This window comes from Streptomyces sp. CB01201 (assembly GCF_002803085.1).
In the GTDB taxonomy this organism is placed as follows: Bacteria; Actinomycetota; Actinomycetes; order Streptomycetales; family Streptomycetaceae; genus Streptomyces; species Streptomyces hundungensis.
In genome coordinates this window covers 279,490-292,635 of the sequence record NZ_NNBJ01000003.1, presented here as the reverse complement: position 1 = coordinate 292,635, position 13,146 = coordinate 279,490, and the positions used below count along the sequence as shown (strand labels likewise).

Sequence of the window (13,146 nt, the reverse complement as noted above, 5' to 3'; positions counted from 1 at the left end):
GGGTGGTGGTGCCCGGGGCGGGGCCCCGAAGCACCCCCTCCCGCGGCCGAGGAGCGGCGCTCAGAATCAGCCCCTCCGGCGTTTGAGGAGCGGGGGCGGGGGCGGAGCCCCTGCGGTGCCGGGCGCCTGGCCAGTACGGGTCCCTGCGGTGCCGGGCGCCTGAGCGGCTTGGCCGCGCTGTCCAGGACCGGGCACGTACCTTCCCGGAAGGGCTATCCGTCGATCTCCGCCCGGTACGGCATCGACGTGGCCGCTCCCGGCCGCTGGACGGACAGCGCGGCCGCGGTGGACGCCCACGTGAGCGCGTCGGTCATCGGGCGGCCCTCGGCCAGTGCCACCGCGAGGGCGCCCACGAAGACGTCACCGGCGCCGGTCGTGTCCACCGCCGTGACCGGCGGGGCAAGCACCGCGACCGGCTCGGGCTGCGCCCGCGATGCGTACAGACAACCCCGTGCGCCGAGCGTGATCACGACCTCGGGCACCTGCCTGAGCAGCGCATCGGCGGCCCGCTCCGGGTCGCCCGAGATGCCGGTGAGGGTGGCGGCCTCGTGCTCGTTGGGCACCAACAGGTCGGTGGCAGCGAGGAGTTGGGGCGGCAGGGTCTGGGCGGGCGCGGGCGTCAGGATCGTCCGCACGCCGTTGCGGCGAGCCGCTTCGGCGCCCTCGACGACCGCGCTCATCGGAAGTTCCAGCTGGAGCAGCAGGGACCTGGCCTCGGCGATCACCGCGCGGTCCGCGTGGCTGAGCGAGGTGACGGAGGCGTTGGCGCCGGGGATGACGACGATCGAGTTGGCCCCGTCGCCGTCGACCACGATGTGGGCGGTGCCGGAGGGCCCCTCGGTGGTGCGCAGCAGATCGATGTCGACTCCCGACGCCGCCAGCGTGGCCCGCAGCCGGCCGCCGAACTCGTCGGTGCCGACCGCGCCGATCATCGCGACCTCCGCGCCCGCCCGGGCGGCGGCGACGGCCTGGTTGGCGCCCTTGCCGCCGGGGACGGTGCGGAACTCGTGCCCGGTGACGGTCTCGCCGCTGCGCGGGGCGGTCGTGACGTAGGCGACGAGGTCCATGTTGGTGCTGCCGAGCACGGTGATCCGGGTCATGCCGGGATTGTCTCCCGGGGGCGGCCGGTTCGGTGACCGCATATGCCCCGGCGCGTTCGGCGCAGAACGGGCGAAACAGCCCCTGACCTGCTGTTCAGCAAGGCCTGGCTTACTGAGTACACCCTCACTGAGTAAGGCCTTACTTGCTGGCGGGGCCCTTACATCGAGCGTATGTTCAACGGTGTTGAGGGGGAGCGGGACGTGATTGCTGCCCGCTGCTGAAGGTAAGGGGAACCACCGTGGCCATCATCGAGACCGAAGCGACGCTGCACGAGGCGCACCGCGACAACCACACCCACCGTGACGTCAACGGCGGCTGGCTGCGCCCGGCCGTGTTCGGTGCGATGGACGGCCTGGTCTCCAACCTCGCCCTGATGACCGGCGTCGCCGGCGGCGAGGTCTCGCACCGCACGATCATCATCACCGGTCTCGCCGGTCTCGCGGCCGGCGCCTTCTCGATGGCGGCCGGCGAGTACACCTCGGTGGCCTCGCAGCGCGAGCTCGTGGAGGCCGAACTCGACATCGAGCGGCGGGAGCTGCGCAAGCACCCGGCCGACGAGGAGCGCGAGCTCGCCGAGCTCTACATGTCGCGGGGCGTCGAGCCGGCGCTGGCCCGTGAGGTCGCCCGGCAGCTGTCGCAGGATCCCGAGCAGGCCCTGGAGATCCACGCCCGCGAAGAGCTGGGCATCGACCCCTCGGACCTGCCCTCGCCCACCGTGGCCGCGGTCTCCTCCTTCGCCTCCTTCGCGCTCGGCGCGCTCCTTCCCCTGCTGCCCTACCTGCTCGGCGCGACCGCGCTGTGGCCGGCCGTGCTGCTCGCCCTCGTGGGCCTCTTCGGCTGCGGCGCGGTGGTCGCCCGGGTGACGGCCCGCTCGTGGTGGTTCAGCGGCCTGCGCCAGCTGGCCCTCGGCGGTCTGGCGGCGGCCCTCACCTTCGGCATCGGTTCGTTCTTCGGCACGGCCATCGGCTGACGCGACACCCTCGGGCGCTGAAACGCCGAGGTCATCACACGGGGCGGTGCCGATCGGCGCCGCCCCGTGTGACATACGTCCTGCGCACTCGGCGGCCCCAAGCCGTAGAATGGCGGAGTATGCATCGGCCCGAATAACTAATCGTTACTCGGCGGTTTCGGATCTTTCACCGCCGGGCATAGGCCGTACACACCCATAACCGCACTCCTGTGCGCCCCCGTGGGCAACGAAGCTCATGTCGGGGTGTCCGCATGTTGGAATGCGCTATCCGGTTCCCGAGATACGTTCCATCATGTAACCTGCACGAAATTTCAAGAGGGCCAGCGTCGTCCCTCGGTAATACGCCCCCCAAGCTCTCGAATCCGATCGAGCGGGGGAGCCCCCAATGCCACAACGACGACGGGAGAGCCGATGCGTTCCGACGCCTGGTCGCCCATGGACGGTCGCCCCGCCCAGCAGGGGATGTACGACCCCCGTAACGAGCACGACGCCTGTGGCGTCGGGTTCGTGGCCACCCTCACCGGGGTTGCCAGCCATGAGCTGGTCGAGCAGGCCCTGACCGTACTGCGCAATCTCGAACACCGCGGTGCCACCGGCTCCGAGCCGGACTCCGGTGACGGCGCCGGCATCCTGCTCCAGGTTCCGGACGCGTTCCTGCGCGAGGTCAGTGACTTCGAGCTGCCCGAGGCCGGCTCGTACGCCGTCGGTATCGCCTTCCTGCCCCTGGAGGAGACCGAGGAGGCCGTCTCGCGGATCGAGACGATCGCCGGTGAAGAGGGGCTCACCGTGCTCGGCTGGCGCGAGGTCCCCGTCACCCCCGCACTGCTCGGCAACGGCGCCCGCGCCACCATGCCCGCCTTCCGCCAGCTGTTCGTCAGCGACGGCAGCTCGGCCGGCATCGCGCTCGACCGCAAGGCCTTCGTCCTGCGCAAGCGCGCCGAGCGGGAGGCCGGTGTCTACTTCCCGTCGCTCTCCGCCCGGACCATCGTCTACAAGGGCATGCTGACCACCGGCCAGCTGGAGCCGTTCTTCCCGGACCTCTCCGACCGCCGCTGCGCCACCGCCGTCGCCCTTGTGCACTCGCGGTTCTCCACCAACACGTTCCCGAGCTGGCCGCTGGCCCACCCGTACCGCTTCGTCGCGCACAACGGCGAGATCAACACGGTCAAGGGCAACCGCAACTGGATGGTGGCCCGCGAGTCCCAGCTGGCGTCCAACCTGTTCAACTCCGGCGCCGGGAAGATCGACCGCATCTTCCCCGTCTGCACGCCGGACGCCTCCGACTCCGCGTCCTTCGACGAGGTGCTCGAACTCCTCCACCTCGGCGGGCGCTCGCTGCCGCACTCGGTCCTGATGATGGTCCCCGAGGCGTGGGAGAACCACGAGTCGATGGACCCGGCACGCCGTGCCTTCTACCAGTTCCACGCCACGATGATGGAGCCCTGGGACGGCCCGGCCTGCATCACCTTCACCGACGGCGTCCAGGTCGGCGCGGTCCTGGACCGCAACGGTCTGCGCCCGGGCCGCTACTGGGTGACCGACGACGGCCTCGTCGTGCTGTCCTCCGAGGTCGGCGTCCTGGACATCGACCCGGCGAAGGTCGTCCGCAAGGGCCGCCTCCAGCCCGGCCGGATGTTCCTCGTCGACACCGCCGAGCACCGGATCATCGAGGACGAGGAGATCAAGGCCTCCCTCGCCACGGAGAACCCGTACAAGGACTGGCTGGAAGCCGGCGAGATCGAGCTGGAGGACCTGCCCGAGCGTGAGCACATCGTGCACACCCACGCCTCGGTCACCCGCCGCCAGCAGACCTTCGGCTACACCGAGGAAGAGCTCCGCGTCATCCTCGCGCCGATGGCCCGCACCGCCGGCGAGCCGCTCGGCTCGATGGGCACCGACTCGCCGATCGCCGCGCTCTCCGCCCGCCCCCGGCTGCTGTTCGACTACTTCACCCAGCTCTTCGCGCAGGTCACCAACCCGCCGCTGGACGCGATCCGCGAAGAACTGGTCACCAGCCTGCGCTCCACGCTCGGCCCCCAGGGCAACCTCCTGGAGCCCACCGCCGCCTCGTGCCGCAGCGTCACACTGCCCTTCCCGGTCATCGACAACGATGAGCTGGCGAAGCTGATACACATCAACGCCGACGGCGACATGCCGGGCATGAAGGCCGCCACGCTCTCCGGTCTGTACCGGGTCTCCGGCGGCGGCGACGCGCTCGCCGCCCGCATCGAGGCCATCTGCAACGAGACGGACGCGGCGATCGAGGGCGGCGCCCGCCTGATCGTCCTGTCCGACCGGCACTCCGACGCCGAGCACGCGCCGATCCCGTCGCTGCTGCTCACCGCTGCCGTCCACCACCACCTCATCCGCACCAAGCAGCGCACCCAGGTGGGCCTGCTCGTCGAGGCCGGTGACGTGCGCGAGGTGCACCACGTCGCGCTGCTCATCGGTTACGGTGCCGCGGCCGTCAACCCGTACCTCGCGATGGAGTCCGTCGAGGACCTCGTGCGGGCCGGCACCTTCATCGAGGGCCTGGAGCCCGAGCAGGCCATCCGCAACCTGATCTACGCGCTCGGCAAGGGCGTCCTGAAGGTCATGTCCAAGATGGGCATCTCGACGGTCGCCTCCTACCGCGGCGCCCAGGTCTTCGAGGCCGTCGGCCTCGACGAGGCCTTCGTGCAGAAGTACTTCATCGGCACCGCCACCAAGATCGGCGGCGCCGGTCTCGACATCGTCGCCAAGGAGGTCGCCGCCCGGCACGCCAAGGCCTACCCGGCCTCCGGCGTCCCCTCGGCGCACCGCGCCCTGGAGATCGGCGGCGAGTACCAGTGGCGCCGCGAGGGCGAGCCGCACCTGTTCGACCCGGAGACGGTCTTCCGCCTCCAGCACGCCACCCGCAACAAGCGCTACGACATCTTCAAGCAGTACACGGACCGCGTGAACGAGCAGTCCGAGCGCCTCATGACCCTGCGCGGACTGTTCGGCTTCAACAGCGAGCGCCCGTCGATCTCCATCGACGAGGTCGAGCCGGTCTCCGAGATCGTCAAGCGCTTCTCCACCGGTGCCATGTCGTACGGCTCCATCTCGCGCGAGGCGCACGAGACGCTGGCCATCGCCATGAACCAGCTGGGCGGCAAGTCCAACACCGGTGAGGGCGGCGAGGACGCGGACCGCCTGTACGACCCGGCGCGCCGCTCCTCCATCAAGCAGGTCGCCTCCGGCCGCTTCGGTGTGACCAGCGAGTACCTGGTCAACGCGGACGACATCCAGATCAAGATGGCGCAGGGCGCCAAGCCCGGCGAGGGCGGCCAGCTGCCCGGCCACAAGGTCTACCCGTGGGTCGCCAAGACCCGGCACTCCACCCCGGGCGTCGGCCTCATCTCGCCGCCGCCGCACCACGACATCTACTCCATCGAGGACCTGGCTCAGCTGATCCACGACCTCAAGAACGCCAACCCCGCCGCGCGCATCCATGTGAAGCTCGTGTCCGAGGTCGGCGTCGGAACGGTCGCCGCGGGTGTCTCCAAGGCGCACGCGGACGTCGTCCTCATCTCCGGCCACGACGGCGGAACGGGCGCGTCCCCGCTCACCTCGCTCAAGCACGCGGGCGGCCCCTGGGAGCTCGGCCTCGCCGAGACCCAGCAGACCCTGCTGCTCAACGGCCTGCGCGACCGCATCGTGGTGCAGACCGACGGCCAGCTCAAGACCGGCCGCGACGTGATCATCGCCGCGCTGCTCGGCGCCGAGGAGTTCGGTTTCGCGACCGCGCCGCTCGTCGTCTCCGGCTGCGTCATGATGCGCGTCTGCCACCTCGACACCTGCCCGGTCGGCATCGCCACCCAGAACCCGGTGCTGCGCGACCGCTTCTCGGGCAAGCCCGAATTCGTCGTGAACTTCTTCGAGTTCATCGCCGAAGAGGTCCGCGAGATCCTCGCCGAGCTCGGCTTCCGCACCATCGAGGAGGCCGTCGGCCACGCCGAACTCCTCGACACCGACCGGGCCGTGACGCACTGGAAGGCCCAGGGCCTCGACCTGGAGCCGCTGTTCTACGTGCCGGAGCTGCCCGAGGGCGCCGTGCGCCACGCGGCGGTCGCCCAGGACCACGGCCTCGCGAAGGCGCTGGACAACCAGCTCATCAAGCTCGCCGCCGACGCCCTGGAGGCCGACTCCGCCGAGGCCGCCCAGCCGGTCCGCGCGCAGATCGCGATCCGCAACATCAACCGGACCGTGGGCACCATGCTCGGCCACGAGGTGACGAAGAAGTTCGGCGGTGCGGGCCTGCCCGACGACACCATCGACATCACCTTCACCGGCTCGGCCGGCCAGTCCTTCGGCGCCTTCCTGCCCAGCGGTGTGACCCTGCGCCTGGAGGGCGACGCCAACGACTACGTCGGCAAGGGCCTCTCCGGCGGCCGTGTCGTCGTCCGTCCCGACCGGGGCGCGGACCACCTCGCCGAGTACTCGACGATCGCCGGCAACACCATCGCCTACGGCGCGACCGGCGGCGAGCTGTTCCTGCGCGGCCGCACCGGCGAACGCTTCTGCGTCCGCAACTCGGGTGCCACGGTCGTCTCGGAGGGCGTGGGCGACCACGGCTGCGAGTACATGACCGGCGGCCACGCGGTGGTCCTCGGCGAGACCGGGCGCAACTTCGCGGCCGGCATGTCCGGCGGCATCGCGTACGTCATCGACCTGGACCGCGACAACGTCAACTCCGGGAACCTGAGCGCCGTCGAGGCGCTCGACGACACCGACAAGCAGTGGCTGCACGACGTCGTGCGCCGCCACTTCGAGGAGACCGGCTCGACGGTCGCCGAGAAGCTGCTCGCCGACTGGTCCGCTGCCGTGGACCGCTTCAACAAGATCATCCCGACCACGTACAAGGCAGTGCTCGCCGCCAAGGACGCCGCTGAGCTCGCCGGTCTCTCCGAGCAGGAGACCACCGAGAAGATGATGGAGGCGGCGACCAATGGCTGACCCCAAGGGCTTCCTGACCACCGGGCGCGAGGTCGCCACGACCCGTCCGGTGGGCGAGCGAGTCAAGGACTGGAACGAGGTCTACGTTCCCGGTTCGCTGCTGCCGATCATCAGCAAGCAGGCCGGGCGCTGCATGGACTGCGGCATCCCGTTCTGCCACAACGGCTGTCCGCTGGGGAACCTGATCCCCGAGTGGAACGACTACGCCTACCGCGAGGACTGGCAGGCCGCCTCCGAGCGCCTGCACGCCACCAACAACTTCCCGGAGTTCACCGGGCGGCTGTGCCCGGCCCCGTGCGAGTCGGCGTGCGTGCTCGGCATCAACCAGCCCGCCGTCACCATCAAGAACGTCGAAGTCTCCATCATCGACAAGGCGTGGGACAGCAACGACGTCAGGCCGCAGGCGCCCGAGCGCCTGTCCGGCAAGACCGTCGCGGTCATCGGCTCGGGCCCGGCGGGCCTCGCCGCCGCCCAGCAGCTGACCCGGGCCGGACACACGGTCGCCGTCTACGAGCGCGCCGACCGCATCGGCGGCCTGCTGCGCTACGGCATCCCCGAGTTCAAGATGGAGAAGGTGCACATCAACCGCCGCATCGAGCAGATGCGCGCGGAGGGCACCAAGTTCCGCACCGAGGTCGAGATCGGCCGCGACATCGACGCCGCCAAGCTGCGCAAGCGCTACGACGCGGTCGTCATCGCGGCCGGCGCCACGGTCTCGCGCGACCTGCCGGTGCCGGGCCGCGAGCTGAACGGCATCCACTTCGCGATGGAGTACCTGCCGCTCTCCAACAAGGTGCAGGAGGGCGACTTCGTCACCCCGCCGATCACCGCCGAGGGCAAGCACGTCGTGGTCATCGGCGGCGGCGACACCGGCGCGGACTGCGTCGGCACCGCCCACCGCCAGGGCGCGGCCTCCGTCACCCAGCTGGAGATCATGCCGAGGCCGGGCGACGAGCGGAACCCGGGCCAGCCCTGGCCGACGTTCCCCATGCTCTACAAGGTGACCTCCGCGCACGAGGAGGGCGGCGAGCGCGTCTACTCCGTCTCGACCACCCACTTCGAGGGCGACGAGGACGGCAACGTGCAGTCGCTGCACCTCGCCGAGGTCGAGTTCGTGGACGGCAAGCTGACCCAGAAGCCGGGCACCGAGCGGAGCATCCCGGCCCAGCTGGTCACCCTCGCCATGGGCTTCACCGGCACCGACCAGGCCAATGGCCTCGTCCAGCAGTTCGGCCTCGAACTGGACGAGCGGGGTAATGTGGCCCGTGACGCGGACTTCGCGACCAACGTCGACGGCGTGTTCGTCGCCGGTGACGCGGGCCGCGGCCAGTCCCTGATCGTCTGGGCGATCGCCGAGGGCCGCTCCGCGGCACGCGGCGTCGACCGCTACCTGACCGGTGCGAGCGACCTGCCCGCCCCGATCCGCCCCACGGACCGCGCGCTCACGGTCTGACCCCTCATCGTCCCGTACAACGACGTACGGAACTGACCGGCGCCCGCCCCACTGTCCCCGACCGGACGACTGGGCGGGCGCCGCGGCATGTCCGGGGCCCGGTCGGCACGCTTCGGGCCCGGTCGGCACGCTTCGGGCCCGGTCGGCACGGTGCCGGCCCGGGTCTGCGCCACGTATTGACTATTAGTCAATTGCGCCTCAGTCTCGGGACGAGCCGCCGTCCGTCTTCGGGAGGTCCCGTGAGCAACGAACCGCTTTCGCAGCTGAGTACGGAACTGGGGGCGGCGCCACCGCCCTCCCTCGCACGCCTGACGGAGGATCAACTCACCTATCTGGCAGGCGCGTTGAGCAAGGAACGCGAAAGCCGCGCGGCCGGGCTCGGCGAGGCCGCGGAAGCCGCCCTCGGGCTCGTGCCCGCCCTGGCCCGCGGCCCCGTCCGCCGCATCCTCTTCAAGTGAGGCCGGTGACTGCCATGGACACCCGCGACACGCTCCGGGCCCGCGCCGAGATCGAGAAGCTCGCGGCCCTGCTCGACGAGCGCCCCGAACGGCTCGCCTTCCTCGCCGGGCTGCCCGCCGACGATCTGCGCACCCTGCGCGAACAGACGGTGGCGGCCCTGTTCGACGGCATGCCCGACATGCTGGACCGCATCGCCAAGGCCACCAAGCTCGTACCGGCCGGGGTCGCCGCCGCCATCTCGCAGAAGGCCCTCGGCCCTCGGCTCGCCGCCGCCGTCGCGGGCCGCCTCGAACCCGCCCGGGCCGCCGACATCATCGAGAAGCTGCCCGTCGCCTTCACCGCCGCGTCCTGCGCGCACCTCGACCCCCGGCGCATCGAGGGCATCGTCGACCGGCTCGACGAGAACCTGCTCGTGCGGATCTCGGTCGCGCTCGCCGAACGCGGCGACCACCTCACGATGGGCCGCTTCGTCGGCCATCTGCGCGATTCGGCGCTCACCCGGATCCTGCCGCAGGTCGACGACGCGGTGGTGCTGCGCACCGGTTTCGCCGTGGACCAGCCCCAACGCCTGGGCGACATCGTCGAGTTGATGGGCGAGGACCGCCTGGCCCACGTCATCGCCTCGGCCGCCGACGGCCTGTGGCCCGAGGCCCTCGCGGTGGCCGGCATGGTGACGGGGGAGCAGCGCGCCCGCATCGCCACCCTGGCCGCCCGCCAGCCCCAGGACCGCCTCGACACCCTGGTCCGCACCACGGCTGAGCAGGACCTGTGGGAGTCCCTGCTCCCCCTGGTGGCCCTCCTGTCCGAGGAGGACCGCCGGGCGGTGGCCCTCCTGCCGTCCCTCACCGACCCCGAGGTCCTGTCCGGCATCGTGCCCGCGGTCGTGGCGACAGCGCTGTGGGCGGAATTCCTGCCCCTGGTCGAGCTGCTGCCCGAGCCGTCCCGCACGGTGGTGGCCGAGGCGGCGGGCGACCTCTCGGACACGGACCTGGACGCCCTGGCCCGCGAGGTCGACAAGCAGAACCTCTGGGACCTGGTCCTGCCCCTGGTGGAGCTGATGCCGGACCCCGCCAAGGAACGCATCTTCGCCCTGCCCGCCTTCCAGGACCAGGCGGAGACTCCCTGACCCACGGCGATGGGGTCAGTCCGTGCCGACGGCTTCGACGGGGGGCATGCGCACGTCGAAGCCGGTCTCGGGGCTGACGACACGGCCGGCGGCCCACCAGTTCTCGCGGGCCGTCTCCACGGCCATCAGCAGGACGTCCTCCTCGGGGACGCCGGCGCGCAGCCGGAGCTGATCGACGATCGCCCGGAACAGTGCGCTCTTCTCTTGGGCCGTGCGGTGGTTGAAGGACAGCTGGATGAGCATGGTGCGCTCACCGCGCGGCAGGCCGAACACGACCGGCTGCATGTGGAAGTTGTCGGGCGTGACCTCGTGGAAGACATGGAACTGGTCGTCGTGCGGGATCTTCAGCACGTCCATCATCGCCTGATGGAGCGCGGCGGAGACCTCGCGGCGGTACTCGGGGGTGGTGCCCTGGCGCAGGTGGATGGTGATCAGCGGCATGCTCGCTCGCTTCCCTTCGTGATGATTGGTGACAATCCATGACCGGGGGAGTCGACGTAACCCGAAGTCCCGCAAGGCCATCGCTCCCCACGCTAGGAACCCGAGTCCCATTCGGCCAGCGAATGGTTGGCATGCTGGATATGCTCATCGCTCATGGACATCACGGTGGTCGGCCTGCGGGTGCTGCGTGAGGTGGCCGAGCGGGGCACCTTCACGGCTGCGGCCCAGGCACTGGGGTACACGCAGTCGGCCGTCTCCCGGCAGGTGGCCGGCCTGGAACAGGCCACCGGGTCCCGGCTGTTCGACCGGTATCCGGGCGGCGTCCGGCTGACCACCGCGGGCCGGGTCCTGCTGCGCCACGCCGTGACCGCGCTGGACGCGCTGGCGGCGGCCGACCGGGAACTGAGCGGCGCCCAGGACGACGGCGGCCACGTGCGACTCGGCTTCATCCCCGCCGCCGGAGCGGTGCTCGTGGCCCGCGCCCTCGCGACCCTGGGCCGGGAAAGCCCGCGGGTCCGCGTCACCACCCGGGAGGGGACCACTCCCTCACTGCTGAGGGCGCTGCGCGCCGGCGCCCTCGACCTCGCGCTGCTCTCCTCCCGGCCACCGCACCGCGCTCCCGACGCCGACGATCCGCCCCTGCACGCCGAGCCGCTCCTGGAGGACCGCCTGGTCCTGGCGGTGCCGGCCGACCGTTTCGCCGACCGGGCCGGCGTCACCGCGCGCGAACTGGCCGACGAGACGTGGATCGCCGGCCCGGCAGTCGACGACGAGCCCCTGCTCGGCATCTGGCCGGGCCTGCCCGGACGCCCCCGGGTCCACCACTCCGCCCGCGACTGGCTCACCAAGCTGCACCTGGTCGCAGCCGGCGCGGGCATCACGACCGTCCCCTCCCTGCTGCTGTCCGCGATCCCGCCCGGCGTCCGCCTCATCACGCCGGACGACCTCCCCGAGGAACGCCGCCGCATCAGCCTGGTGCGCAGCCCCGGCCCCACGCCCCCCGCGACGGCGGCCCTGACCCGCGCCCTCCGCGACCAGGCGTCCCTGCTGGCCGACTGACCCGGAAGGGAACGGAAGCTCCACCACGTGCGGCTCCGCCGCGAGGGCGCGACGGATCCTGAAGGCCCGGTGCCGGGTACGGGCACCCTGCTGAGGGGCGCGGGGAACTGCGCGACCAGCCACGGACGGCCCGCACCGAACACCCCACCCCGGAGCGGAACTTGAAGCCCCCGGCGCGGGGCGGCACCGGACACCTCCGGCCGGGCGGAGCCGCCCCGCACCGCCAAAGCGGCGTACCCTCGTCACCCGCACCCCGGCGCGAAGGGAGCCGCATGCCCGCCCTGTCCCTCCAGAAGGTGGAGGAGTGTGCCCCCGCCCTCGTCTCCCTCTACAAGCACGCCGCCACATCGCTGGAGAAGCACGGGCTCGACGACGAGACCGCCGCCGTCTACCTCGTCGTCGACCACTCCGGCTCGATGCGCCCGTACTTCAGGGACGGCAGTGTGCAGGCACTTGCCGACCGCGTGCTCGGGCTCTCCGCACACCTCGACGACGACGGCCGCGTCCCGGTCGTGTTCTTCTCCACGGACATCGACGCCGAGACGGAGATCGCCCTGCACAACCACCGGGGCCGCATCGAGCGGATCGTGGCCAACCTCGGCCGTATGGGCCGCACCAACTACCACGTGGCGATGGACGCGGTCATCGACCACTACCTGGAGAGCGGCGCGAGCGCCCCCGCGCTCGTCGTGCTCCAGACCGACGGCGGCCCGAGCAGCAGGCTCGCCGCCGAGCGCTACGTCTGCAAGGCGGCGACGCTGCCGATGTTCTGGCAGTTCATCGGTTTCGGCGACCCCCGCAGCCACCAGTTCGACTTCCTGCGCAGGCTCGACGAGTTGGCCGTCCCCGAGCGCCGCCGCGTCGACAACGCGGGCTTCTTCGCGGCCGGCAGCGACCCGCGCCGGGTGACGGACGCCCAGCTCTACGACCGGCTGCTCGGCGAGTTCCCGCACTGGCTGCGCGCCGCCCGGGCGGAAGGGATCGTACGGTGAGGACACTGCGAGCCGCCGACAGGGCGGCCGTGCCGTGGCGCAACGGCGGCGGGGTGACCCGGAACGTCGTGGCCCACCCCGAGGGCGCGGGCACCGCCGACTTCGTGTGGCGGGCCAGCCTCGCCGATGTCGGCGCGGACGGCCCGTTCTCCGGATTCCCGGGGGTGGACCGGATCCTCACCGTCGTCGAGGGCGCCGGCATGGACCTCCTGGTGGGCGGCCGACGCCGCCTCGTGGACGAGCGGTTCGTGCCCCAGCACTTCCCCGGCGACGCCCCCACGGACTGCCGCCTCCTGGCCGGCCCGGTCGTCAACTTCAACGTGATGTTCCGCCGGGGCACCCCCGCGCCGGCGGTCGCCGTGGTGCGGGGCGACCTGACGATCGCAGGGCCCGCCCTGGTCGTCGCTCTCGACGCACCCGCCCGCGTCGACGGCGTACACCTGGACCCGTACGACGCCCAGCTCACCGCGCGGGGCACGGTGGCGGTGCGGGCCGAGGGACACGCGGCGGTCGTCACCCTTCCCGCCCGGTAATCCGGACAGAGGTTGTCGGGTATCCGAGGTTTCCT

10 protein-coding genes are annotated in these 13,146 nt (G+C 71.4%); 8 read left to right on the top strand and 2 right to left on the bottom strand.

Annotated features, from left to right (window positions below; genetic code table 11):
* Positions 1–212: 212 nt before the first annotated feature.
* Positions 213–1,100, bottom strand: a complete 888-nt coding sequence (rbsK, locus tag CG740_RS09280) for a ribokinase (protein WP_100574524.1) — start codon at positions 1,098–1,100, stop codon at positions 213–215.
* A 239-nt stretch (positions 1,101–1,339) separates the two neighbouring features.
* Here rbsK and CG740_RS09275 point away from each other — a divergent pair, with 239 nt between their 5' ends.
* From CG740_RS09275 to CG740_RS09255, 5 genes are all read left to right on the top strand, one after another.
* Positions 1,340–2,071 (top strand): VIT1/CCC1 transporter family protein, encoded by a 732-nt coding sequence (locus CG740_RS09275; protein ID WP_100574523.1) that lies wholly within the window; start codon positions 1,340–1,342, stop codon positions 2,069–2,071.
* A gap of 411 nt (positions 2,072–2,482) precedes the next feature.
* Complete coding sequence (gltB, locus tag CG740_RS09270; RefSeq protein WP_100574522.1) at positions 2,483–7,048, top strand: glutamate synthase large subunit; 4,566 nt, start codon at positions 2,483–2,485, stop codon at positions 7,046–7,048.
* Positions 7,041–8,501, top strand: coding sequence for a glutamate synthase subunit beta (locus CG740_RS09265; RefSeq protein WP_100574521.1), 1,461 nt, complete (start codon positions 7,041–7,043; stop codon positions 8,499–8,501). The genes gltB and CG740_RS09265 overlap by 8 nt, the downstream gene beginning before the upstream one ends.
* 239 nt (positions 8,502–8,740) lie before the next feature.
* Positions 8,741–8,959 carry a hypothetical protein gene (locus CG740_RS09260; RefSeq protein WP_100574520.1) on the top strand — a complete coding sequence of 73 codons (219 nt, stop codon included), beginning with the start codon at positions 8,741–8,743 and terminating at the stop codon, positions 8,957–8,959.
* A 14-nt stretch (positions 8,960–8,973) separates the two neighbouring features.
* Positions 8,974–10,086, top strand: coding sequence for a hypothetical protein (locus CG740_RS09255; protein ID WP_100574519.1), 1,113 nt, complete (start codon positions 8,974–8,976; stop codon positions 10,084–10,086).
* A gap of 15 nt (positions 10,087–10,101) precedes the next feature.
* Here CG740_RS09255 and CG740_RS09250 read toward each other — a convergent pair whose 3' ends face one another.
* On the bottom strand, positions 10,102–10,527 hold the full coding sequence (locus CG740_RS09250) for a tautomerase family protein (protein ID WP_100574518.1): 426 nt from the start codon (positions 10,525–10,527) through the stop codon (positions 10,102–10,104).
* Positions 10,528–10,680: 153 nt separating this feature from the next.
* Here CG740_RS09250 and CG740_RS09245 point away from each other — a divergent pair, with 153 nt between their 5' ends.
* The 3 genes from CG740_RS09245 (at position 10,681) to CG740_RS09235 (ending at position 13,111) form a co-directional block, all read left to right on the top strand.
* Positions 10,681–11,586, top strand: a complete 906-nt coding sequence (locus tag CG740_RS09245; protein ID WP_100574517.1) for a LysR family transcriptional regulator — start codon at positions 10,681–10,683, stop codon at positions 11,584–11,586.
* A 272-nt stretch (positions 11,587–11,858) separates the two neighbouring features.
* The gene (locus tag CG740_RS09240; RefSeq protein ID WP_100574516.1) at positions 11,859–12,578 is read left to right on the top strand and encodes a vWA domain-containing protein; all 720 of its coding nucleotides are present in this window, start codon (positions 11,859–11,861) and stop codon (positions 12,576–12,578) included.
* Positions 12,575–13,111: a HutD/Ves family protein gene (locus CG740_RS09235; protein ID WP_234376158.1), complete on the top strand. Its 537-nt coding sequence runs from the start codon at positions 12,575–12,577 to the stop codon at positions 13,109–13,111. Before CG740_RS09240 ends, CG740_RS09235 begins: the two co-directional genes overlap by 4 nt.
* Positions 13,112–13,146 lie beyond the last annotated feature (35 nt).